Annotated in this window: 13 protein-coding genes; 4 read left to right on the top strand and 9 right to left on the bottom strand. The window is 66.0% G+C overall.

The features are described 5' to 3' along the window. The first annotated feature begins 201 nt into the window (after positions 1-201). Positions 202-8,370, top strand: a complete 8,169-nt coding sequence (locus JAO73_RS02240) for a DUF8696 domain-containing protein (protein ID WP_198975534.1) — start codon at positions 202-204, stop codon at positions 8,368-8,370. Positions 8,371-8,464: 94 nt separating this feature from the next. Here JAO73_RS02240 and sdaAA read toward each other — a convergent pair whose 3' ends face one another. From sdaAA to JAO73_RS02220, 4 genes are all read right to left on the bottom strand, one after another. Then, on the bottom strand, positions 8,465-9,370 hold the full coding sequence (gene sdaAA, locus JAO73_RS02235) for an L-serine ammonia-lyase, iron-sulfur-dependent, subunit alpha (RefSeq protein WP_198975533.1): 906 nt from the start codon (positions 9,368-9,370) through the stop codon (positions 8,465-8,467). 222 nt (positions 9,371-9,592) lie between these two features. Beyond that, a complete protein-coding gene (locus tag JAO73_RS02230) occupies positions 9,593-10,858 on the bottom strand; it encodes a T9SS type A sorting domain-containing protein (RefSeq protein ID WP_198975532.1) in 1,266 nt (421 codons plus the stop codon). A 96-nt stretch (positions 10,859-10,954) separates the two neighbouring features. Further along, the gene (gene msrB / locus JAO73_RS02225) at positions 10,955-11,416 is read right to left on the bottom strand and encodes a peptide-methionine (R)-S-oxide reductase MsrB (RefSeq protein WP_198975531.1); all 462 of its coding nucleotides are present in this window, start codon (positions 11,414-11,416) and stop codon (positions 10,955-10,957) included. Between the two features lie 102 nt (positions 11,417-11,518). Further along, positions 11,519-12,058, bottom strand: a complete 540-nt coding sequence (locus JAO73_RS02220) for an RBBP9/YdeN family alpha/beta hydrolase (protein ID WP_198975530.1) — start codon at positions 12,056-12,058, stop codon at positions 11,519-11,521. A gap of 35 nt (positions 12,059-12,093) precedes the next feature. Here JAO73_RS02220 and JAO73_RS02215 point away from each other — a divergent pair, with 35 nt between their 5' ends. Next, positions 12,094-13,629, top strand: coding sequence for an NAD(P)H-hydrate dehydratase (locus JAO73_RS02215; RefSeq protein WP_198975529.1), 1,536 nt, complete (start codon positions 12,094-12,096; stop codon positions 13,627-13,629). A 7-nt stretch (positions 13,630-13,636) separates the two neighbouring features. On the opposite strand, the gene JAO73_RS02210 is transcribed toward JAO73_RS02215, so the two are convergent. From JAO73_RS02210 to JAO73_RS02200, 3 genes are read right to left on the bottom strand one after another with little or no spacing between them, the layout of a single operon-like run. Beyond that, positions 13,637-14,524, bottom strand: coding sequence for a UbiA prenyltransferase family protein (locus tag JAO73_RS02210; protein ID WP_198975528.1), 888 nt, complete (start codon positions 14,522-14,524; stop codon positions 13,637-13,639). A gap of 20 nt (positions 14,525-14,544) precedes the next feature. Next, positions 14,545-15,228 (bottom strand): DUF6766 family protein, encoded by a 684-nt coding sequence (locus JAO73_RS02205; protein WP_198975527.1) that lies wholly within the window; start codon positions 15,226-15,228, stop codon positions 14,545-14,547. 42 nt (positions 15,229-15,270) lie between these two features. Then, entirely contained in the window at positions 15,271-15,837 is a 567-nt protein-coding gene (locus tag JAO73_RS02200) for an inorganic diphosphatase (protein ID WP_190926720.1), read from the bottom strand. A 126-nt stretch (positions 15,838-15,963) separates the two neighbouring features. Between JAO73_RS02200 and JAO73_RS02195 the strand changes: the two genes are divergently transcribed. Further along, positions 15,964-16,329 (top strand): four helix bundle protein, encoded by a 366-nt coding sequence (locus tag JAO73_RS02195; protein WP_317191186.1) that lies wholly within the window; start codon positions 15,964-15,966, stop codon positions 16,327-16,329. A 43-nt stretch (positions 16,330-16,372) separates the two neighbouring features. Here JAO73_RS02195 and pafA read toward each other — a convergent pair whose 3' ends face one another. Next, entirely contained in the window at positions 16,373-18,088 is a 1,716-nt protein-coding gene (gene pafA, locus JAO73_RS02190; protein WP_233168636.1) for an alkaline phosphatase PafA, read from the bottom strand. Positions 18,089-18,204: 116 nt separating this feature from the next. Between pafA and JAO73_RS02185 the strand changes: the two genes are divergently transcribed. Continuing rightward, positions 18,205-18,921: an HAD family hydrolase gene (locus JAO73_RS02185; protein WP_198975526.1), complete on the top strand. Its 717-nt coding sequence runs from the start codon at positions 18,205-18,207 to the stop codon at positions 18,919-18,921. Between the two features lie 65 nt (positions 18,922-18,986). Here the strand turns inward: JAO73_RS02185 and JAO73_RS02180 are convergent, their stop codons facing one another. After that, a complete protein-coding gene (locus JAO73_RS02180) occupies positions 18,987-24,395 on the bottom strand; it encodes a M36 family metallopeptidase (RefSeq protein ID WP_198975525.1) in 5,409 nt (1,802 codons plus the stop codon). Positions 24,396-24,558: the final 163 nt, after the last annotated feature.

Below are 24,558 nucleotides of genomic sequence, written 5' to 3'. Positions count from 1 at the left end.
CGCTCTTTTGAAAAGCCTCCGACTCAGAATCGGAGGCTTTTTTTAGGGGAATCGGACAAACCTTTATTTCGACGCATAAATACCTTGAAATAATGACTAATTTACGCCGCATTTCTTCTCAGAAAGACGCATATTCACATTTTTTCATTTCGTTTTTTTCCTTTTCCCCCCCCCTTTTCCTCCACCTATTTTCAAACCTTTATGCACACACCCTTACTTGCTAACCGGCTGAGCCGGTGGCTGGTCGTGGCGCTGCTGGCCTTGTTCAGCAGTTCGGCGGCCTGGGCCCAAAGCACAGCCAATTACGCCTTCACCACCAGCAGCAATGGCTCGCTGGTGGACATGTCGGCGGGCACCACCGACGCCCTGGCAACCGGCACTTATCGCGACAGCGACGCGTCGACGGTGCAGCCCATTGGCTTCACGTTCGTCTTCATGGGCACGCCCTATACGCAGTTCAGCACGAACTCCAACGGGCAGGTGCGACTGGGCGCGACGGCTATTTCGGGCACCACGGCCTCGCCCGCTTCCGGCGCCGCCATCTTGGCGCCAATAGGCGGCGACAACGCCGTGCTGGCCGCGGGCAAAGTGCACTACAAGGTGCTCCCGGGCGCCAACCAGACCTTGGTGATTGAATTCAACGGCTTGCGCATTCCATTTGGGTCCACGGGCACAGGCAGCGTGATGCAGGTCTTGCTGGAAGAGAACACCGGCAAAATTGAATACCGCTACGGCTCGGTTTACAACAACAGCACGAGCGTAACTCGCTCGCTCTTCATTTCGGCGGGCACCAGCGCCGGGCAGATTGGCGTGGTGAAAACCTACAACGCGACGCCGACCTACGACGCGACCGTGACGACGGCCACCACCACCTCGCTGGCCGACAACGCCCCCGTTGGGGTGCTCAGCTCGACGGCCGATGGCGCCCGCACGGTGTTTACGTTCACGCCCACCGCCACCCCGGCCGCGCCCACCGTGGCCTTGACGGCTGTGACGCAAACCACCCTCACCGTCAGCATCACCGACAATTCGACCAACGAATACAGCTTCTCGGTACTGCGCTCCACTGACAACATCACGTTCACGTCGGTGGGCTCGGTCACGTCGTCGTCGTCGTCGGGCACCGGCAGCACGGTGACGCTGGCTCAGTCGGGCCTCGCGGCCAACACCACATACTACTACAAAGTGGCCGCTAATGCGGAGGGCATCCAGTCCTTTGCGCCCACTGCTACCGCCACCACGCTGGTCGCGGTGCCCGTTTGCGGCACCAAGACCGTGGGCCCCGGCGGCGACTACGCTTCGCTGACCGCCGCTTTCACGGCCATCACCAACAACGGCCTGTGCGGCCCGCTGGTACTGGAACTGCAAGCGGCATACGTGAGCACCGCCGAAACCTTTCCGCTGGTGTATAGCTACACCGGCACCACGGCCACCAACACCATCACGGTGCGGCCGGCTGCGGGCGCCAACAACCTCAGCATCACGGGTACCACGGCTGCGGCCGTGTTCAACATCGTGGGCGGCAAGTACCTGATTATCGACGGCCGCCCCGGCGGCTCGGGCACCACGGTGAGCGGGGCCGCACAAGCTACTGACCTGACCATCAGCAGCACCAGCACGAGCGGCATTCCGCTGCAGTTCACCAGCGATGCCACGTTCAACACGGTGCAGCACGTGCAGATTAAAGGCGTGGGCACCAGCGACTCGGGCTCGCCCGACGTGAACTTCACCGGCACGGTGACCACCACCGGCAACAGCGACAACACGGTGCAGTACTGCAACATCGGCGACGGCGCTACCACGCCCGTGACGCTGATTTACGGCGGCAACGCCCTGAACGCCCGCAACAGCATCCTGAACAACAACCTGTTCAACAACTACGGCACGGGCAGCACCTACGGCATCTACCTGAACCAGTCGGGCGCCGGCTGGAACATCAGCGGCAACAGCTTCTACCAAACGGCCAGCCGCGTGAACGTGGCCGGCACGATGTACGGCATCTTTATCAACGCCAACAACGGCCATACGGTGTCGGGCAACTTCATCGGCGGCTCGGCTCCGGCCCTGGGCGGCACGCCGCTCACCGTTACGCTGACCAGCGCCAACGCCGCCGCGGCTTACCGCTTCATCGGCATCGGCCTGGCCACCACCACCGGCACGGCCACCAACGTGCAGGGCAACGCCATCGGCAACATCACCTGGGTGAGCAGCAGCGGCGCCGCCACCGCCAACGGCATCCTGTCGGGCATCTACGTGAGCAGCGGCGACGTGAACATCGGCACCACCACGGGCAACACCGTTGGCGGGCCCACGGCCCCGATTTCGGTGAGCACCACCACCACCGGCGGCTACTCGTTCGGCATCTCGACGGCTTCGTCGGGCGCTGTCAACATCTCGGGCAACACCATCAGCAACCTCACGGGCGTGGGTGCCGTGGCGGTGGCCTCGAACGTGGCCGGCATTCTGGCCTCGACGGGCTCGCCGACCATCAGCCGCAACAAAATCTACAACCTGGCCGGCGGCAGCGCCGCCAGCGGCACGGCGGCGGTGCTGAGCACGGGCATCTGGCTGACGGGCGGCACCACCACCTCGGTGACCAACAACCTGATTGGCGACTTGCGCGCCGCCACCTCCACCAGCCTGGTGGGCGTGACCGGCGTGCTCATCGGCGGCGGCACCACCCACAACCTGTACTACAACACCATCTACCTGAACGCCACCAGCACCGGCACCACTTTCGGCACGTCGGGCATCTACCTGAACTCAACCAGCGCCGTGCTTGACGCCCGCAACAACATTGTGGTGAACAAGAGCACGGCCGTGGGCACGGGCGGCTACACCGCCGCGCTGCGCCGCATCAGCGGCACGACGGGCACGGCCCCGGCCAACCTGGCCAGCACCGCCAACAACAACCTGTACTACGCGGGCACGCCTTCGGCCACGAACCTGATTTACGTGGAAGGCACCACCACGGCCACCAATGCCTCGCAAACCCTGGTGGCCTACAAAGCCCTGGTGGCCTCGCGCGAAAGCAATTCGGTGACGGAAGACGTGCCGTTTGCTAGCACCACGGGCACGGCGGCTAACTTTCTGCACATCAGCACCACCACGCCCACGCAGGTGGAAGGCGGCGGTGCCCCCATCGCGGGCATCACCACCGACTTCGACGGCGAGACCCGCAGCACGACCACGCCCGACTTGGGCGCCGACGAAGGCACCTTCACGCCGCAGGACCTGAGCGGCCCGACCATTACGTACACCGCCCTGGGCAGCACGCCTAGCACGGCCAACCGCACGCTGGTGGTGACCATCAGCGACCCCAGCGGCATTGCCACGGGCACCAACGCTCCGCGCCTGTACTACCGCAAAGGCACCACGGGCGCCTACGTGTTCGTGAACGCCACCAGCGTGAGCGGCAGCAGCTACACCTTCACGTTCGACTACGCCCTGATTGGCGGCGTGGCCGGCTTCGACGTGGTGCAGTACTACGTGGCCGCGCAGGACGTGCCCGGCAACGCGTCGACCAGCCCGCTGGGCGGCTCGGGCGCTACGCCTCCCGGCACCACGGCTCCCACGGCACCCAACCAGTTCCTGGTGCAGGGCGCCCTGGCCGGCACCTACTACGTGGGCACCGGCACTTCGCCCGACCCCAGCCGCACCTACGCCACGCTGACGGCCGCGGTGGCCGCCTACAACGCCAACACGCTGGGCGGCGCCGTGACGTTTGCCCTGCTCGACGCGGCTTACTCGACGGCCGAGACCTTCCCCATTACCCTGAACGCCAACCCGGACGCCAGCGCCACCAATACGCTGACGATTAAGCCATTAGTGGCCAGCACGGTATCGGGCACCAACACCACCGCACTGGTGGTGCTGAACGGCGCCAACTACGTGACCCTGGACGGGGCCATCGGCACGGGTACCACGCAAGACCTGACGCTGGCCAACGCCGGTGCGGGCGGCGCCGTGGTGCAGGTGCGCAGCCTAGGCACGGCCCTGGGCGCCACCAACGTGACGCTGAAAAACCTGAACCTGACGGCTTCGTCGACCACCAGCGGCATCGGCATTGCCGCCGGGGGCGCCACGGCTGGCGCTTCGGGGGCTGACAACGACAACCTCGTGATTCAAAACAACCGCATCACGCAGGCCTACGTGGGCATCTACGTGGGTGGCTCGGCCGCCACTTCGGCCGGCGGCACCGACGGCCTGGTGGTGAGCAACAACGTGGTGGGCCCGGCTACGGCCGGCACCGCCAACATCGGCAACGCCGGCGTATTCATCGCCAACGCGGTGTCGCCGGTGGTGAGCGGCAACACGGTGCAGAACGTGGTGGCGGCCACGGCTTCGGCCCTGACCATCGGCATGACCTTCAGCACGGGCGTCTCGGGCGCTACGGTGACGGGCAACACCATCAACGGGGTGACGGTGAACGCCGGCTCCTACGACGCGGTGGGCCTGAACCTGGGCACCAACTTCCTCAACGGGGTGGTGGACCGCAACCGCGTGCTGAACGTGGCCTCAAACACGAGCACCTACGGCGGCCGCGGCATCGACCTGAACACCGGCTCGGCCACCAGCAACGTGCGTTTGAGCAACAACTTCGTGGCGGGCATCAACGGCGCCGGCTGGAGCAGCTTCAGCAGCGACGCCATCGTGGGCATTCGCATCGGTGCCAGCTCTACTACGGGCGGCGTGACGTTGGCCTACAACTCGGTGAACCTGACCGGCAACTACAACAACACGTCCAGCACGTCGGCTTACGTGTCGGCCGCGCTCTACGTGGCCTCTACTTCCACGGCCATGACCGTGGTGGACAACATTTTGGTGAACAGCTTGGTGCTGCCCACCAGTACTACCACCAAGAACTACGGTTTCTACAGCGCCGCTGCCAACACGGCTTACACGAGCATCGACTACAACGACTACTTCGTGAGCGGTTCGCAGGGTGTGTTGGGCTACCTGAGCTCCGACAAAACCACGCTGGCCGACCTGCGCACGGCTACCGGCCAGGACACGCACTCGCTGAACGTGGACCCGCAGTTCAGCTCGGCTACCGACCTGCACACGTTCTCCGCGGCGCTGAACAACGCCGGCGTGCCGGTGAGCGGCATCACGGTTGATATCGACAACGACACCCGCAGCACCACCACCCCCGACATCGGCGCCGACGAATTCACCCCGGCGCCCATCGACATCGCGGCCACGGCCCTGCTGGCTCCGGCGGCTACGGGCTGCTACGGTGCCGGCCAGTCCGTGACGGTGACCATCACGAACAGCGCCACGGCTGTGCTCAACCTGGCCCTGAACCCCGTGACCGTGACGGTGGTGGTGACCCCGCCGAGCGGCACTGCCCAGACCTTTACCACGACCCTGAACACCGGGACGCTGGCGGCTGGTGCCACGCAGAACGTGACCCTGCCGGGCACGCTGAACATGACGGCGGCCGGCGTTTATTCGTTCGCCATCACGACGACGACCACTGGCGACGGCAACCCGGCCAACAACAGCCTCACGGCCACCCGCACTACGGTGGCGCCGCTGCCGCTGCCCTACGCCGAGAACTTCAACGCCAGCACCAACCTGCCCGCGGGCTATACCGTTGACACCGGCAACGCGACCTACGATTTCAAAGTGCTGGCCAGCCACGGCACGAGCGGCAGCAATGCCCTGTCGGCCGACGTGTACGGCACCAACCCCAGCTCGTTTGCCATTCTGCCCAAGCTGGGCAACACCACGACGGCCACCAACCAGCTGTCGTTTGATGCCCGCTTCGTGGACTTCAGCGGCTACCCCGCCACCGGCACCACGCTGGCGGCCGGCGACACGCTGAAAGTGCTGCTCTCGACGGACTGCGGCCTGACTTACCAGAAAGTGTTTGCCATCAACGCAAGCAACTACAACGGCAACGGCACCGCCAACAACAACTTCTACACCTACACCGTGCCCCTGACGGGCGTGGGCGTGGGCCAGTCCGTGCAACTGCAGTTTGTGGCCCTGCGCGGCAACGGCGACTACTACGTCGACATCGACAACATCAGTGTGCGCAGCCTGTCGCCCATCGACTTGGCACCCGTTGCGCTCGTGACGCCGACCGCCACCCAAGGCTGCTACGGCACGGCCGAAACCGTGACCGTGCAGGTAAGCAACCAAGGCACTACGGCGCTGGACTTCGCCGCCAACCCGGCCACCGTGACGGCCGTGGTGACCACCCCCGGCGGTCCTCAAACCCTGACGGGCACCCTTTCGACGGGCACGCTGGCCGCCGGCGCGGCGCAAACGGTGACCCTCGCTCCTGCCCTGAACATGTCGGCCGTGGGCAGCTATTCGTTCGCCATCACCGCCACGGTGACCGGCGACCAGAACACTGCCAACGACGCGCTGGCGGCCGTGACGCGCACGGTGGCCGCCCCGGTGGCGGGCACGGTGTCGCCAGCTTCGAGCAACCTCTGCGTGAGCGGCACTACTGCCCTCACCCTGACCGGCGCCGCCAACGGCACCATTCAGTGGCAGCAGTCGACCGACAACACGACCTTCACCGACGTGAGCGGCGCTACGGCGGCCACCTTCACCTCGCCGGTGCTGACCCAGACGACCTACTACCGTGCCCAGGTGCGCTGCGCGGCCCAACCCGCCGCCACCTCGAACGTGGCCACCATCACGGTAACCAACCCGGTGATTGCCACCACCAACACGCCGCTGACCATCTGCTCGGGCGCTACCGCCACCCTGACGGCCACGGCCACGACCGGCAACTCGGTGCGCTTCTTCAGCACCGCCACGGGCGGCACGGCCCTGACCACCAGCACGGCGGGCAGCTACACCACGCCGGCCCTCACCGCTTCGACTACGTATTATGCCGAAGCCTACACGGGCGGCACGGCTTCGGTGGGCGCGCTCACCAACGCCATTGGCACGGGTTCGCAAAGCTCCGCGGCGCAGTACATGGTGTTCAGCGTGACGCAACCCACCGTCCTCACCGGCGTGTACATGTACCCCGGCGCCGCCGGTAACCTCGTGGTAGAATACCGCAGCAGCACGGGCACCGTGCTTCAGACCGCCACCGTAGCCGTAACCGCGGCCCAGGTGGGCACGAAGACCTACATTCCGCTGGGCTTTAACCTGGTGGTGGGCACGGCCCAACGCCTCGGCCTCGGTACCGGCACCGTGACGGCTTACCGCAACGACTCGGGCGCTACCTACCCCTACAACGGCGGTGGCGTGAGCATCACGGGTAACTCTTTCGACCCGGCTTACTACTACTGGTTCTACGACTGGGTGGTGAGCAGCGAGTGCGTGGCTGCCACGCGCACGCCCATTCAGGTGAACGTAACGGCTCCGGCTACGGCCAGCTTCCCGGCCGCCACGGCCACTACCTGCGGCGCTTCGGCTTACACGCTGGCTGGCACGGTGGGCGGCTCGGCTACCACGGGCACCTACACCAGCAGCGGCACGGGCACGTTCTCGCCCAACGCCACCACGCTGGGCGCTACCTACACGCCCTCGGCCGCCGACATCGCGGCTGGTACCGTGACCATCACGCTCACCTCGAACGCAGTGGGCACTTGCTCGCCGGGCACGGCTACGCTCACGCTGGCCATCAGCCCGGCACAGGTGGCCACGTTTAGCTACGCCACGGCCACGGGTTGCGTGGGTTCGGCCAGCACCGTGACGCCCACGCTGGGCACCGGTGCCACGGCTGGCACGTTCTCGTCCACGGCCGGCCTGACGATTAACGCCACGACGGGTGCCATCACCCTGGCCACGTCCACGGCCGGTACCTACACCGTGACCAATACGGTGGCGGCCACGGCTTCCTGCGCCGCGGCCACGGCCACCACGACGTTCACGGTGAACCCGCGGCCGGCCACGCCGACCATCACGGCCACTTACAACGGCACGACGACCACGCTCACCTCGAGCGCGGCCACGGGCAACCAGTGGTACCTGACCGTCGGCACGACCACCACGGCCGTCGCCGGCGCCACGGGCCAGACCCTGGTGCTCACCGGCCTGCCGGCCCAGCTCGGCGCCTACACCGTGACCACCACCAACGCCAACGGCTGCGTCTCGCTGCCCTCCGCCGCCCTGGTGGTTACCGGCACCAAGAACAGCATCGCCGGCGCCAGCCTGAAGCTCTACCCCAACCCCACGCCCAACGGCGAGGTGACGCTGGAGCTGACGGGCTTCCGCTCGGCTACCCAGCTGACGGTGCTTGACCCGCTGGGCCGCGTGATTCTGACCGAAGTGCTGCCCGCCAACGCCGGCACCGCCACCCATCCCCTCAACCTGAAGGGCATGGCTTCCGGCGTGTACCTGCTCCGCCTCAGCAACACCGACGGCGTGGAAACCCGCCGCCTGGTGAAGGAATAATCTTCGGATTAGGCGCATTGAAAAGCCCCGCTGGCAGCTTGCCAGCGGGGCTTTTTTGTGGGCAATGGTGAAGCGCCGTCGCGGTGAGCGACGCTTATTGGTCGGGGTCGTCGGGCAGGATGTTGACGTCTTGCACCAGCACCATCTTCTCGATTTCCTTGCCGCGGGTGGTGGCGGCCAAGCCGCCAAGGGCGGTTTCCTTGTAGCGGGTTTCCATGGCCTGGCCCACTTCGCCAAGGGCGGCCACGCACTGGTCGACGGGAATAACCGGGTCGATGCCGGCAATGGCAATCTGGGCCGAGGAAAAGGCAATGGCGGCGGCCGAGGCGTTGCGCACCACGCAGGGCACTTCCACCAGGCCGGCCACGGGGTCGCACACCAGCCCCAGCATGCACTGAATGGTGACGGCCACGGCGGCAAACACCTGCTCCACGGGCCCGCCCAGGCAGTACACGATGGCGCCGCTGCCCATGGCCGCGGCCGAGCCGGTTTCGGCCTGGCAGCCGCCCACGGCCCCGGCCAGCGAGGCGTTCTGCTCGATGATGAGGGCAATGCCGGCGGCCACCAGTAGGCCCTCCAGTATCTGGCGGTCGGAGAGCTTGTGCAGGTCCTGCAGCGTAACCAGCACGCCCGGCAAGATGCCCGAGGCGCCGGCGGTGGGCGCGGCCACCACGCGCCCCATGCACGAGTTCACCTCCTTGGCGCCCAAGGCACGGGTGATGAGCTGTTTGAATTCGGGCGAGAGGACCGTGACGGGCGAGGCGGCAATTTTCTTGGCGCCGTTGTTAATCATGCCCGAGCGCGAGGTCATGTCGCCGGTCAGGCCCTCGTGCACGGCGTCGCGCATCACGTCGTAGGCGCGCTGCAGGCCGGCCCAGATTTCGTCTTCGCTGCGGCCCTTTTGTTCGATTTCGTAGTCGAGCACGGGTTGGTAAAGCGGCTGGCCAGTGCGGGCACAATGGGCTTGCCAGGAGGCAAAATCGGTGAAGAGCAACGACATGGTGGGAATTGGAAGATGGATAAAAACGGGGCAACGGACCGAAGCGGCGGCAAAGAGCACCAGCAAAACAAGCGCCGGAACCTGCTTCGTTCGCCGGCGGGCCATACCGGGGCGCAAAGGTGTACGTTTTCCGTTGGTTGGCTGGCCATTGGGCTTTCCCCGCAAACACAAAAGCCGCTTCCTGATGTGGAAGCGGCTTTTGTGTTTGCGGGCAGCACCGGTTTATTCCAGCACGAGTTTCACCGTCTGGCTTTGGGTGCCAGTGCTGAGGCGTACCGCGTAGACCCCGGCGCCGCGCGGCAGGGCGGGCAACGCCAGCGTGTGTTCGCCAACGGCCTGCGCACGCGCGGGCAACGTGAGCACGGCCCGGCCCAGGGCGTCAAGCACCGTCACAGCCACCGGGGCGGCCGTGGGCAGCACGTAGTGAAGGGCTGCTGCCGTCGTCCCGCTTGCGGCAGGGTTGGGCACCACGGCCAAGTGGGCCTGCAGGGCGCGCGAGGCCGCTGTGGCCAGCACGCGCTGGTAGGTGTAGAGGTAGCGGAAATCGTTGACGTAGGCGCCGCTCACGTACGGCTGGTACAGGTCGACGGTGAGGTTGCCGTCGGCGTCGTAGGTTTCCGTGCCGCGCGAGTAGGGCTGCCACACGCCCGGCGTGCTCCCGACGCGCTCCACCAGGTAACTGGCCAGTTGGTAAGCGGCTGGGGTGCCAATGGGCGTGGCAGTGTAGGTATTCGTCACGCGGAAGTCATCCACGTAGGCCCCGTTGGTGTAGCGCTGCTGCACATCGGTTTGGCGCAGGCCCGAGGCGTTGTAGGTGTACACGTTGCGCTGAAACGGGCTGAAAACCGTGCCGGAAAGGTCGGCCAGCTGAAACTCGTCCGTCGCCACTTGCCCGGCGGCGTTGTAGGTAAATAGCTCCTGGTCGTCGGCAAAATACGCCGACCCGAAATACGACTCGTCCAGAATGCGCGTATTCTGCCCCAGTGCGTTGTAGGTGTAGGTGCTGCGGCCATACGGGCGCCACACGCCGTTCGACCGAATGCTTTGCAATTCCTGCAGCAGCCGGCCCTGCGCGTCGTAGGTGTAGTTCAGGGCCAACAGGGCGGTGGTGTTCACCACGCCGTTGGTGAAGGCGAACGTGGAGTCCGACGTCATCTTGCCAGCCGCGTTGTACTGGTAATTTTCTTGCCGCAACGCGCGCAGGGCCGCCCCGCGGGTGGGCGCGTTTTCGCGCAATTCGCGCTGAGGCGAATTCAGGGCCGTGAAGCGGGAATACGTGAAGCGCAGCGTATCAAGCCAGGCGTTGCTGCGGTACTGCTGCTTCACCGTCTGCACCAGCCGAAAGGCAGAATTGGAAACCAGACGCTGGGCCGCTACGGGCGCCGCCCCGGTTGCGCCACGTTTGGCCGCCGGATTTTGGGCTTGGGCCGGGGCAGTCGCAAAAGCCAAAGCAGACAGGGCCAGTATAAAATGTAGTTGTTGTTTCATGCACACCGTTTAGTGAAAATGAGCCGGCCCCGCTGCGTACGCAGCCGAGCCGGCTCAAATTTACAACTTGTTTGTAGTGGCAGATTTAACTCCGCCCTACTGCACCGAAGCCGGTGCCTCCTGCACCAGCTTGATGCTGGCCGAATTGATGCACAAACGCAGGCCGCTGGGCGCGGGCCCGTCGGGAAACACGTGGCCCTGGTGGGCGTCGCACACGTTGCAGAGCACTTCCACGCGCACCATGCCGTAGCTGGTGTCTTTTTTGTAGCGGATGGCGCTTTCGTCGACCGGCTGCGTGAACGACGGCCAGCCCGTGCCCGACTCGAACTTGGTGCGCGAGTCGTAGAGCGGGGTGCCGCAGCACACGCAGGCGTAGAGGCCGGCTTCGTGGGCCTCGCAGTACTCGCCGGTGAAGGCGCGCTCGGTGCCGTGCTCGCGGGTGACGTGGAATTGCTCGGGCGTGAGCTGGGCGCGCCATTCGGCGGGCGTTTTCTCTACGCGGCGAGGCGAAGGAATGGGATGATTGGCAAGGCGGATGACGTCGTTCCAGGTTTGCATGAGGGGAGGTTGAGGGAAAATGGCAGGCTCAGAAAAGATAAACGCAGCCGTGGCCGGGAGGTTTGCGGCGCTGCGGGGTTAGACGCCGCGGCGGCATTTCCCTTACAGCCACTCGCGCAGCAGCGCCAGCCCGGCGGGCCAGGCGCCGTGCCCGCTGGCGGCGTTGATGTGGCCGGCGGGGCCGATGTCGACCAATTCGCTGCCCCAGGCTTCGGCAAATTGCCGGGCGCGGACGGGCGTCACCCATTCGTCGTTCTGGCTCATCACCACCCTGCTCGGGAAGGGCAGCCGGGCCAGCGGCATGGGCCCGAAGCCGGTGGTGGGAAAGGCGGCGTAGTGGGCCGTGTCCACGTCGCTGGGCGCCACCAGCAGCGCGCCCTTTATGCGGTGGCCGTAGCGCCCGGCCCAGTGCGCCACCGTGACGCAGCCCAGGCTGTGGGCCACCAGCACCACGCGGCGCAGGTTTTCGCCGGCCAGGACCTGCTCCAGGGTGTCAACCCACTCGCGGCAGTCGGGCGCATCCCACTCGCGCTGCTCGATGCGGGTAAACTCGGGGTGGAGGCGCTGAAAATGGGTTTGCCAATGGTCGGGGCCGGAGTTGCCGAGGCCGGGCACGATGAAGACGCGGGCTGTTTCTTGCATGCGCAAAAGTAGCTTTTCCACCCGCCCGATTCGCCATGAAAATTCTTTCCGCCGCCCAAACCCGCGCCCTCGACCACGCCACCCTGCAGGAACAAGGCATTACTTCCGTCGAGCTCATGGAGCGCGCGGCGCAGGCGTTCACGGAGTGGTTCCTCGGGCAATTTGCTGCCGCCGCTGCCCGCGAAGTGCTGGTGCTGTGCGGCCCCGGCAACAACGGCGGCGACGGACTGGCCGTGGCCCGGCTGCTGCATGCGGCCCACTACGCGGTGCGCGTGGCTCTGCTTCCGGCCGATAAACAGTCGGCCGACTGGCAGCACAACCGCCAGCGCCTGCCCGCTGCTGTGCCCGTGAGCACCATCAAAACCAACCACGCGCTGCACATTCCGGAAAAAGGCGTGGTCATCGACGCGCTGTTTGGCACCGGCCTGTCGCGGCCGCTGGCGAGCTCGGCCGCCGCGGTGGTGCAGCAGCTCAATCAGGCCAACGCCCGCGTCGTGGCCATCGACCTCCCCAGCGGGCTTTTTGCCGACGCGCCCCAGGCGGCCGATAGCGCCGTGGTGCACGCCCGGCACACCGTCAGCTTCGGCCTGCCCAAGCTGGCTTTCCTGCTGCCGCAAAACGCGGCGTTCGTGGGCGAGTGGAAGGTGCTGGACATTGGCCTGAGCCCAGCATTCGTTGCCAACGCGGCCGGCCGCTGGCATTACACCGACGCCGCTACCATGGCCGGCGCCTTGCCCGCCCGCCCAAAATTCAGCCACAAAGGCACCTTCGGCCACGCCCTGCTGCTGGCGGGCAGCCGGGGCAAGATGGGCGCGGCCGTGCTGGCGGCGGGGGCCTGCCTGCGCGGCGGCGTGGGCCTGCTCACGGCGCACATCCCCGGCTGCGGCTACGACATTTTCCAAATCAGTCAGCCCGAAGCCATGTGCCTGACCGATGCGCAGGCCGATTTCATCAGCGAATTGCCGGAGCTAAAACCCTACCAGGCCGTGGGCATCGGCCCGGGCCTGGGCCAGGCCGAGGCGGGCGTGGCCGTGCTCCGGCAGCTGCTCGAGCAAGCCACTCGGCCCGCCGAAAAGCGCCCCGGTACGCTCCCGCTCGTCCTCGATGCCGATGCACTGAACATGTTGGGCCAGCACCGCGAGCTGCTGGCGCTGCTGCCCGAAAACGCCGTGCTCACCCCCCACCCCAAAGAGTTCGAGCGCCTCACCGGGCCAGCCCGTGACGACTACCACCGCCTGGACCTACTGCGCGATTTTACCCAGCGGCACCGCTGCCTGGTGCTGCTGAAGGGCGCCTACTCCTGCCTGGCCACGCCCACCGGCGAGCTGCACTTCAACAGCACCGGCAATGCGGGCATGGCCACGGGCGGCAGCGGCGACGTGCTCACGGGCCTGATGCTCGCCTTGCGCGCCCACGCCCAGCTGTCGCCGTTTGGCGCGGCGCGGCTGGCCGTGTACGCCCACGGCCGGGCCGGCGACCTGGCCGCCGCCGAAACCGGGCAAGCGGGCCTGGTGGCCGGCGACATTGTGCGGTTTGTCGGCCCGGCGCTGCAGGAGTTAGTACGGGGCTAGAACTCGGCTAGCTCAGGAAATAGAGAATGGGGGGCACCAGCAGCACGCCGTCGGCTAGCAAGGCAAAAAAATAATCGTCGCGGCGCTCGTGCGCCAGCACAATGACGGTGGCGGCCAACAGCACGGTAAACAGCAGGCCCAGCCGCGGCATGCCCCAGCCCAAACCCAGCACCAAAGTAGCGGCCAAAAACGCCAACGCCACCAGCTTGGCCCCGCGCAGCCCCAGCAGCACCGGGAAGGTGTGCGTGCCCGCCGCCCGGTCGCGGCTCACGTCCCGAATGTCGAACACAATGGCCAGGGCCAGCACCAGGCAGAAGCGCAGCGCCAGCAGCCCCGCCACGGCCGTCAGCGGGTGGTGCAGCAGCAGGGCCGGCAGCCCCACCGTGACCAGCGACCACACCCCGGCGATGAGAAACACTTTCAGCAGCGGCACTTCGCGCAGGGCCCGCCGCCGGCCGCGCCAGCGCAGCAGCGGCCACGAATACAGCAGCGCCAGCGCCGCCAGCGGCAGCAGCTTGGGCAGGTAGCGCCACCAGCCATCGGCCAGAAAAAGCCCGCCCGTCACCAGCGCGGCGCCGGCCGCCAGCAGGGCCAGCCCGCGGCGGTGGCGCTGCTGCCAGGCCTTGCGCCCGGAAGTGCCCGCCGGCTGCCGGTGCTTGAAAGGCAAGGCGGCGTCGAGGTTATAAACCAGCAGCGTGGCGGCAAACACCAGCAGCACCAGCCGGTAGCCGGCCCCGTCGAGGGGCGGCCACAGGTGCAGGGTGTAGGCCGTCTGGGCCGCCGCCGCGCCCGACAGCCACACGCTGCTGTACAGCACGGCGTCGAGCAGCCGGCGGGGCCAGGAAAAGCGCAGGGAAGGAGCAGGCGGCGTGAGCACGGCCGAAATTAGCGCCACGGCGCCACAGAGCGGTGTCGCTACTTGCCGGTTTCGGCGTAGGCGGCGTCCACGGGCTTGCTTTCGGGCGAGCCGTGCTGGCGCAGGAAGATGCTGAGGCCCACGATGCTCAGGATGCTGAGGAACTCGCTCTGCCAGTTCTGCAACGACTCGAACCAAAACCGGGAGGTGGCCATGTAGGCCAGCGTATCCACGGCGGGCTTGCCATCGTGCACCTGCTCAATGCTATATACTTCGGCGCCGCCCTTGGCGTGCAGCCAGAACGAGAGAAAAAACAAGGCGAAAAAGGCAAGGCTGAGCGAGTTTTTGTACAGCTTCAGCACCCAGCCGCCGCGCTTCACGGGGCCGGGGGCATCCTCCTTGCTCGGGTCGGGCTCGGCGTCTACCTCCTCTTCTTCGTACAGTTTCTTCGACTCGGAAGAGCCTTTCTGGCGCAGCCACACGGTGAGCAGCACGTAGAGGCCCATTTGCAGGAATTCGCTTTCCCAGTTTTCGAAGGTGGCCTCCAGAAAATGACCTGACGTGAAGTACTGGCCGGCCGACAGCTGGGCCAGGCCCATATCCTGCAGCTCGTCGTTGTAGTCGTGCCAGCCGGTGAGGAACTGGCCGCCCAAGGTCAACAGTGTCATGGTGACAATCACCAACAACAGACTGTTTTCGTATAAAAAACGCCAAAAAGGCGAAGCAGGACGCTGAATGGTCATGCTTCGCCTTTACGAGAAAACGGCCGTTAGGTCGTGTCCGGGTTATTTTTCTTCCAGCACCGCCTTGCGCTCGCCGAAGGTTTCCTGGTAGAGCTTGATGCTGTCGTTGATGATGCGGTAGGCGTCTTCCTTGCCCATGAAGCGCTCCACCACCACGTGCTTGTTGTGCTCGAGGGCCTTGTAGTCTTCGAAGAAGCGCTGCATTTCGAGCAGCGTGTGCGGGGGTAGGTCCGAGATGTCGTTGTAGTGGTTCACCGAGATGTCGTGGGCGGCCACGGCGATGATTTTGTCGTCTTCCTCGTCCTGGTCCACCATTTGCATCACGCCGATGACTTTGGCCTCCACGAGGCACATGGGCACGATGTCGACCGAACACAGCACCAGGATGTCGAGCGGGTCTTTGTCGTCGCAATACGTTTGCGGAATGAAGCCGTAGGCGGCGGGGTAGTGCACGGCCGAGAACAGCACGCGGTCGAGCTTGAGCAGGCCGCTCTCTTTGTCGAGCTCGTATTTGCCCTTGCTGCCTTTGGGAATTTCGATGATGGATTGCACGATGGTGGGCGTTTCGTCGCCGCGCGACACGTCGTGCCAGGGATTAAAATGGGCCATTCTTAAGATTTGCTGATTTTTTGATGTGCTGATGTGCTCCCACTGGTTGCTGGTGGGCAAGCCACCCGAGAGCCAAGGCAGAGCGTATGTTTGTAGTATATCCGGTTGACTTTTAACTATTTTGCCGTGGCAATTCCCGAAGCTGATAATCTGATTGTTCGGCTGACTTTTGAATTTTCGCTGCTCATCATCGAGTACACCGAACGGCTGGAAGCGCAGCGGCGCTACGTCATGGCGAAACAGTTGATGAGGAGCGGAACGGCAATTGGCGCAAATGTTCGGGAGGCGCAAAGTTCCGAAAGCCGCGCCGACTTTGTACACAAATGTAAAATTGCGGCCAAAGAAGCCGAAGAAACCGATTATTGGCTGCTGCTCTGCTACCACGCCCCTTCCTACGAAAGCCCCGGCGAGCTGCTGCCGCGCCTGCTGAGCATCCGGAAAATTTTATCCAAAATCATATCCTCCGCACGCTCAACCCAGCCGAGTGCATGAACCCGCGCGGAAAAGCACATCAGCACATCAAAAAATCAGCAAATCAACGAAGCACCTCCACCAAAGGAACCCCCGAACAACCGCTGGGTTCCTGGATGTGCAAAAAACGCGCAATGGTGGGCGCGATGTCCGTGATACGTACGGCGGCCGCGGAAGCGCCGTGTTTCACGCCCCAGCCCCAGAACAGCAGCGGTACGTGCGTATCATACGCCCCGCTGGAGCCGTGGGTGGTGCCCTTTACCACGGGGTAGGCGTAGGCCTCCAGCCAGCCGGGGGCCAGCACGGTGAGCACGTCGCCGGAGCGCGGGGCAAAAAATCCGTTTTCCTGGTACATGCCCAGGCCTTCGCTCCAGTGGGCGCGCTGCAGGTCGAGGGCGGTGAGGGCCTGCGTCACGCCGGGCAGCGTGAGCAACGCGGCGGCCACGTCCTGCTGGGCCTTGCCCAAGTCGATGTTTTTCTTCTTGAGCAGCTGGCGGTTGAGGTACACCTGCTGGTTTTCGTAGCTGAGCACCCACTGGCCGGGGCCGTACTGGCGGGTGAGGGCGCGCTGCACCGAGTCGCGCATCACGGCGGGCCCCACGCCGCCGCCGGGCAGCCGGTGGGCCTGGTTGAAGCCCACGGCGTGGGCCGCGGCGTGGTCGGCGGTGAGGAACACCAGGGTCTGGCCCTTGCCCACTTGCTTATCGAGCGCCTCAAACAGGCGGGCCAGTTCGCGGTCGAGGCGCAGGTAGGTGTCTTCGGCTTCGATGGAGTTGGGACCAAACTGGTGGCCCACGTAGTCGGTGCTGCTGTAGCTGATGGCCAGGAAATCGGTCACGCCGCGCTGGCCCATCTGCTCCTGGCGCAGGGTTTCGAGGGCGAAGTCGGTGGTGAGCGAGTTGCCGAAGGGCGTGCTGCGGATGAGGTCGAGGTTTTGGGTGGGCGCCTGCGGGTTGCGGGTTTCGCCCGAGTTTTTGAGGGCGGGCTGCACCGAGGCGGGCGCGCCGGCCGCCAGCGCGGGCAGGTCGTGCGGAAACACGGGCTTGCTTTCGCCCTTGAAGGCGCCCTCCCAGGGCACGTCATCCGGGGTGCTTTCGGTGTAGTCGCCGATGGGCCGCAGCGTGTTCCAGGGCTGGGCCAGGTACCGGGCGGCGTGGCCGGCGGCGTTGAATTTCTGCACCCAATCGGGCAGCGCGGTCTGGTAGAAGGTGCTGCTGATGAAGGCGCCGTTGGTGCCGTCGTACCAGTAGGCGGCGGTGGCCGAATGCCCGGCCGGCAGGATGCTGCCCCGGTCCTTCATGCTGAGGCCGATGGTTTTGGCCTGAAAATTTGTGGCCAGCCGTAGCTCGTCGGTGATGGTGGTGGCCAGCATATGGCGCGGCGACATCTGGCCGGCCGCTTCGGTGCCGCCCACGGCCTGCACGGTTTTGTCCTCGGTCACGTAGGTACCCTTGCCGGTTTCGCGCTCAAACCAGTTGTTGCCCACAATGCCGTGCACGGCCGGCGTGGTGCCGGTGTACACGCTGGCGTGGCCGGGGCCAGTGTAGGTGGGCACGTAGTTGTAGTGGCAGCTCTCGTAGCTGAAGCCCTGCCCCAGCAAACGCCGGAAGCCCCCGGCCGGGTACTTGTTCCAATAGCGGTAGATGTAGTCGTAGCGCATCTGGTCGACCACGATGCCGACGACCAGCTTGGGGCGCGGGAGGGGCTTTTCGGCTTTCTGGGCGAAGGCCGGGGCGGCGGCCAGCAGAGCGGCCACGGTGAACGGCAGTATCTTTTTCAAGTAAAAGCGGGTAAGGCTATGCAACAGCAAAGATACCGCGCATCGCCGGGCCATGGCTGTCATGCTGAGCGCAGCCGAAGCATGACCGTTTTTTAATCGTGCCCTTCTCCCCTCTTATGAAACCCGCTCTCCTCTTCGACATGGACGGTGTCCTCATCGACAACACGCCCTACCAGGCCCGCGCCTTCCAACTGCTCTTCCGCGACTTGGGCCTGAGCACCAACGCCCGCAAACTGCTGCAGCGCCTCAACGGCATGCCGGCCACCAACATCCTCAAGACGGTTTTTCGCAACCCCGTGCCCGAAAAGCAGCTAAAAGAGTACTCCTCGCAGCGTGAGTTTCTGTACCGCACCCTGTATTGGAGCAAGCGCCGCGAGACGCCCGGCCTCAGCCGCTTTCTGGAAGCGGCCCGCGCCGCGGGCTTCCGCATTGCCCTGGGCACCAGCTCGCCGCCCGAAACCATTGCCTACATCATCGACCACCTCGACCTCCGCCGCTTCTTCGACGTGGTGGTGGGCAAAGACGACGTGGCACGCGGCAAACCCCACGGCGACACCTTCGCGGTGGCCGCCGCCAAGCTGGGCGCCCGGCCCCAAGACTGCATCGTATTTGAAGACGCCGTGCTGGGCGAGCAGGCGGCTTACAAAGCCGGCATGCGCTGCGTGGCCGTGGCCTCGGGCGTGCCGGCCAAGGCGTTTCAGGCCCCGCTCACCGTCATCAAGGATTTCACCGAGCTCACGCCCGAACGCCTGCTGGAGCTGCTGGCCGCGCAGCCGAAAGCCCCCAAGCCCGACAAGCAGCGCGCCCAGCGCAACTACATGCAGCTGACCTAGCCAGCCGACCGTAAAAAAAGCCCCGACGCATAGCGCCGGGGCTTTTTACTGCTTACGCAACCTGCTTATTCCACCACCAGCCTGATGGCCTGGGTGCCGGTACGCACCACGTACACGCCCGTGGCCGCGCCCGCGGGCAACGCCAGCTGGGCCGTGCCGGCCGCAGTGGCCGCCGTGGTGAGCACGAGGCGGCCCACGGCGTCAAACACGGTTACCGGGGCACCGGCCTGGGCGCCGGTGAGCGTGGTGGCGCGGGCCATGGTTGGGTTGGGGAACAGGCTCAGCACTGCGGCCGAGCGGCCATTGGCCGAGGCCAGCGGAGCGGCGGGCACCAGGTTCAGGAAGAAGCGGCCGCTGAGCAGGGCGCTGGCCTGGGCCGAAGTCACCGTGAAAGCGTAGCCGGCGGCCGGCAGCGCAGCCAAATCGGTGCGGGTGCCCAGTTGGGCATCCACGAGCACGGCGGCGGTGCCGGCGGGCAGGTTCAGCAACTGGGCCACTTGCAGGGTGTAGGTGCCGGCGGTGGGCACGCCCACGCTCAAGGGCACCACCGTGCTGGTGGTGAAGGCGGGCAGGCCGTTGATGGCCAGCTCGCGCCCGGCGGCCCCCGACGACAGGTTCAGGCCCGTGGTATTAGGCAGCTTCTCGGCATCGAATGCGCCGTCAAAGGCGGCCGTGGCGCCCGCCTCGGCATACACGTAGGCCTCGTCCGAAGCCGTGCCCGTGGCGCTGCGCAGCGTGAGCTGCACCAGCGGCCGGGTTTCAGCCGTGCGCTGGAAGGGCGTGGTGCTGGGCACGGTCAGGCGCTGGCTGTTGCGGAAAGTCAGCGCCCCCGCCGACTGGCCGGTGGCCACGCGGGCGAAGAAGCCCTGGCCCGACGGGATGACGGGGTTGCCGCCCACGCCGTTCACGTAGCTGCGGTACTGGCCATTGTACTGGCTGGTGCTGCTATACACGTAAATAGCGCCATCCATTCCGGCCCGGTCGGCCGCGGCCACCAGGGAGTAATCCAGCGGCGCGGGGTACGGGTTGCCCAGCAGCTGCCAGCCGCCGTCGGCAGTGGTGGCGCGGTTGCTGGCCAACGACACCGTCAGGTTGCCGTTGTTCAGCGGCCCGGCCACGCTCAGCGTCTGGTTGGCGGCCAAGTTCACGGCGTAGCCCTGGCCCACGGTCAATGGGTCGTTCAGGGCGGCCGGCGAGAACCAGCCTTTGTCGAAGGCGCTGAGGTTGTTGCTCAGCGTCAGGCGGCTCTGGTCGTAGCCGTACACCGTGGGGAAGGGCGTCACGCCGCCCGGCGCCGCCGCGCCGTTGTAAGCCGAATTAACCACCGGGGCAAACGAGCCCGTGGCCAGGCTCGCCACGGTAGCCAGGCCCACCGGCGCCGAGTAGTGGCGGTATCCCAGGCCCGCGTTCAGGGTGGGGTCAATGTAGCGCTGCACGGTGGCCGTACCGAAAACGAGGCCGCCGGTATTGTTCACCACCACGGCCGTGGCGGTGGCGTCCGACTCCAGCGTGAAGGGGTTGCCCTGCGTCACAAAAGCGCCGTTTAGCGTCAGCACGCGGCGCACCGTGGCGCCGGCCGAAGTACTCAGCAGCACACCGTTGGCCTGCACAGTAAGGTTCCAGAAGCGCACGCGGCCCGACCCGAGCAGGTTGGGGCCATTGGTAACGGCCGTGGCGCCCATTGCCACCGTGCCCCCGCTGGGCGCGAAGGTGCCGTTGTTGGTCAGGTTGCCCCACACGTCGAGTGTGCCGCCCGTTTGAACGAGCGTGGCACCGGAATTGACCGTGAGCGAGCGCACCGAGGCCGTGCCCGACGCAATGGCGGGCATGTTCGGTGCCGACGCCGGAATGGTGGCGTCCAGCACGGTGGTGGGCACCCCGGCACTCCAGTTGCCGGCCGTGAACCAATCCGTGCTCACGGTACCCGTCCAGCTGGTGGCCACTGGCACCACGGTCACCGTGAAGGGCAGGCCGTTGCTGGTGCCGCCCACGGTGGTCACGGTAAGCTGGCCGCTGGTGGCGCCGGCGGGCAGCGTGAAGGTCAGGCTGGTGGCCGTATTAGCCGTGACGTTGCCCAAGGGAATGGCCGTGCCGTTCAGGGTCAGCCCCGTGGCGTTGGTTAGGTCGGTACCCGTGACGGTGACGCTGGTGCCCACCGGCCCGCTGGTGGGATTGAGGCTGATGAGGACGGGCGCCGGCAGCGGCGTGAGGAAGGTGGCCTGCGCGTAGCTGCCCGCCACCGTGCCGCCGCTGTTGAGTAGCTGCACTTGCTGCAAGCCGCCGCAGCCGCTCAGCACCTGAATGTCATCCACGAACCAACCCGGCAGCGCATTCGCATAGGGGTTGTTCGAATCGGACTGGAACTGGAAGCGCACTTGAATGGACTGCCCGCTGAACGACGCCAGGTTGACGATGGACTGCTGGAAAGCCGCCGCCCCTTCCAGGCCCGACGACCGGCCCGAGAAGCAAGGTTTGCCGACCGACGTCGTGCCGGCGGCAAATACGTTGTTGTAGCCGTTTTGCAGGAACAGCGCACTCGCGTCCTGCCAGGGGCCGTTGTTTACCGAAATGGCCACCATGCCGCCGTCGTAGCGGGCTTCCGTGTTGAAGAAGTGATAGAATGACAGCACCGAGAATGCTCCCGGCGTGAACGCGGCCGACGTCAGGGTGATGTCGGAAGTGGCATTGGGGTCGCCGGTGGCCCAGGCGCCGCCGCTGTGGGCGCGGGCCGTGGTCGGGGCCCAGGCGTTGCCGCCCCCGCTGGTCACCACGGCCGGCGTAAAGCCGCCCACGGTATTGGCGTCGCGGTCATCGTTCACGGGCCGCGTCACGGCGCAGCCCGCTCCGGTGGCCGTGCGGGCCACAATCTGGAAGGTGCGCTGCTGGCCGGTCGTAAAGCTCAGGCTGGGGAAGGTGACAGTGCTGCCGCTCAGCGTGCCGCCCGTGCTGCTCACGTATTGCAGGCCAGCCGGCAGCTGGTCGGTGATGGAAACCGGCGCCTGGGTTTGGCACTCGCAGGTGGCCGACAGGTTGATGGCAAACTGGTTGCCCACCAGCGGCACGCTGTTTTTGCGCAGGCTCACGCCGGGCAGGTCGTAGGCCACGGTTTGGTCGGAGGCGCTGTTGGAAGAGCCTTCGCGGGCGCTGTAGCCCATGCCGCGGCGGGCAAAGGCTCCCCAGATGGCGCAGTGGTAACGCCCGCCGTAGAGCAGCGAGTCGGCGGCCAGAATGGCGTCGCGGCTGTCGAGGAAGCCGGGCTCGCAGGGCTGCAGCTTCAGGCCCTGCATCACCAGGTTCAGGGCCACGGCGTTGCCGCCCGTGCTGGCGCTGTTGTAGAGGTTGGGCTCGATGCTGTTCTGCTGCTGGATGATGTTCCAGGTCATGTCCCAGAGTGTCGCCGTCCAGACTTCGCCAATGGCGTGCACTTCCGTATTGGTGGCCACGTTGGCGTAAGTGAGCGGGTTCACGGTCAGGCTGGTGCTGAAGGGGTAGCGCCGGATGCCAGCACCGGTCGCTGCCTGGCCCTGGGCATACGTGCCCATGGTGCGCGCGCGCGGGCCATCGGTCAGGGGAGTAGCAGTCCAGTCGGTGGTCATCATCAGGGCGAAGAAGTCGCTCCAGCCTTCGCCGGCCTGCTCGGCATTGCCCAGGCAGCTGGTGTTGGGGCCGCCGCTGGTAAGGCGGTTGCTGATGCCGTGGCCGTACTCGTGCACCACAATGCCGTTGTCGAAGTCGCCGTCGAGCTGTAGCGGCGGGCGCAGCGTGAGCTGCACGGTGGCGCCCAGGTTGAGCTGCCCGGCCAGCGTTGCGCCGTCGGCCTGCGACACCATCACCGCCGGAATGGTGACGGTGTTGTCGGTGCCGCCCATCGTCACGGGTCCGCCGGCCACGTTGTTCACCATCACCACAGCAATGGCGCCCTCGTTCTGGGCGGCCTTCACCTTCACACTGTAGTTGCAACTGCCCCGGTAGATAAGGGCAATCTTGCCGCTCACGCTGGTCGACGAAGGCGAGGTGCAGGCAAAGTGGGTGCCCGCGCCCGGGTCGGTATAGTACACCAGGGTGCCGGAAGTGACGCCCTTGTTAGCCAGCAGGTTTTGGGTGCTGAAGGAACCTTCGGCCATGGTGTAAGTGCCCGCAATGGCGGCCGGAGCCGTCACCGTCAAGGAGTTGCTTGTCACGGGGTTCCACAGGTACATCTGCATGCGGGCGTTGGTGCCGTCGGGCGGGGTGCTGAAGTTGGCGTTGTTCACGCCGAGGCCGTCCTGGGCTTCGGCGCGCACGTGGTCGGCGCCCACGCCGCCCCGGCCCAGGTTGTCGGCCTGGAAGTTGGCGCTGGCTTCGTTGAAGCCGTACTGATACATCACGTCGTGCACCAAGTTGTTCCAATAAAACAGGTTCACGGTCGCGGCCCGGCGGTTCTTGCCCAGCGTGGGCTTGGCCGTAAAGTCGGGCACGTAGTTGAACACCAGCGAGCCGGCCGTGCCGGTGGAGGTGGCAAAGCGGCCCGGCCCGTTCTGCTTCAGGCTGTCGTCGTAGGCCCACACGTTGTTGCCGCGCGTGTCGGTGTAGTTGGTGGTGCCGTCGAAGTGCCAGCCGTGGGTGGCGGCGGCGTTGCCGGCCCCGGCGCGCAGCCAGGGGTTGGTGTCGGTGGTGGGCGCGGTCACGTCGGGCCGCTCGCCGGGGAAGGGCACCACAATGTAGCTGGCCGGCGTCACGGCCAATGCCCCCCGCACGCCGCTGGGGCCGCGCCGGGCAGCCGTGGCAGCCCCTGCCGGGCTGGCGCTGGCCGCCGATGCGCGAGCAGGCGCAGCGGCAGTCGGGTGCGCAGCCTTCTCGCTCACCGTCCAGTTGTCCTGGCCCAGCACCTGTCCGGTGGTGGCATCCACCCGGATGTTGAGCCAGTCGGCTGAGTGCAGCACGTCCACGTTCACGTTCCAGGCCAGGTGCAGCTGCTGGTTCTTATCCTTGGCCCACACCAAGCGCGCCTCAATGGGCTGCCGCGCTACGCCTGCCGCCGCAAGGCGCTGGTGCTGGTCGGGGCCGCTGGCGCCACCCAGGCTAGTGGGCGCTGCATCGGGGTGGCCCGGCAGCGTGGCCAGCGCCGCGGCTACTGCCGCCGCCGCCGTTACCCGCGGCATTGCCGAGAGGCCCGCAAAGGCTTTGGCCGGCACGAAGCTGCCCGCGTGGTGGGTCAACTTTCCGTTCTTGAAGACGAGCGTAGCCACTTGGTTGTAGACCGGAATGCCGGCCTGCAGCTGCTGTGGATAGGCATAGAGCAGGCCCGGCCCCTCGATGCGGGCGCTGGAAATGCGCAGGTCCGACGCGGCTACGTCGGCGCCGGCCCATTGCTGCCGGGTTTGCAAAGCAAGCTCAGCGGCTTGTTGAGCGGATTGGGTTTGGGCGCCGGCGGGCTGCCAGACGGCCGTTAGCAGCCCCAAAGCCGCCAGGTAACGCGCGTATAATTTTTTCATCAACAAAAATTGTTTTAGGGAAAGAAAAAATTGACCTCATGCAAATATATTGGCATTGCGCGATACCGCAAGTCTCGCCGCGGCTCTTTTGCCCTCTGTCCTTTATTACCTCACAGGCAGCCCCTTTACGCCAGTCCATTGCCGCCCTGTGTTCGCCTGCTCT

Source organism: Hymenobacter miniatus (genome assembly GCF_016427455.1).
Classification (GTDB): Bacteria; Bacteroidota; Bacteroidia; order Cytophagales; family Hymenobacteraceae; genus Hymenobacter; species Hymenobacter armeniacus.
Note: the sequence above shows the minus strand (reverse complement) of the source record. Positions and strands in the feature narration are given on the sequence as shown.

Excerpts from the sequence above, each read along its gene's own strand:
- JAO73_RS02200 (WP_190926720.1), bottom strand. The coding sequence starts at position 15,837 with ATGGCCCATTTTAATCCCTGGCACGACGTGTCGCGCGGCGACGAAACG.
- JAO73_RS02185 (WP_198975526.1), top strand. The coding sequence starts at position 18,205 with ATGAAACCCGCTCTCCTCTTCGACATGGACGGTGTCCTCATCGACAAC.
- JAO73_RS02205 (WP_198975527.1), bottom strand. The coding sequence starts at position 15,228 with ATGACCATTCAGCGTCCTGCTTCGCCTTTTTGGCGTTTTTTATACGAA.
- JAO73_RS02240 (WP_198975534.1), top strand. The coding sequence starts at position 202 with ATGCACACACCCTTACTTGCTAACCGGCTGAGCCGGTGGCTGGTCGTG.
- msrB (WP_198975531.1), bottom strand. The coding sequence starts at position 11,416 with ATGCAAACCTGGAACGACGTCATCCGCCTTGCCAATCATCCCATTCCT.
- sdaAA (WP_198975533.1), bottom strand. The coding sequence starts at position 9,370 with ATGTCGTTGCTCTTCACCGATTTTGCCTCCTGGCAAGCCCATTGTGCC.
- JAO73_RS02215 (WP_198975529.1), top strand. The coding sequence starts at position 12,094 with ATGAAAATTCTTTCCGCCGCCCAAACCCGCGCCCTCGACCACGCCACC.
- JAO73_RS02180 (WP_198975525.1), bottom strand. The coding sequence starts at position 24,395 with ATGAAAAAATTATACGCGCGTTACCTGGCGGCTTTGGGGCTGCTAACG.
- JAO73_RS02220 (WP_198975530.1), bottom strand. The coding sequence starts at position 12,058 with ATGCAAGAAACAGCCCGCGTCTTCATCGTGCCCGGCCTCGGCAACTCC.
- JAO73_RS02230 (WP_198975532.1), bottom strand. The coding sequence starts at position 10,858 with ATGAAACAACAACTACATTTTATACTGGCCCTGTCTGCTTTGGCTTTT.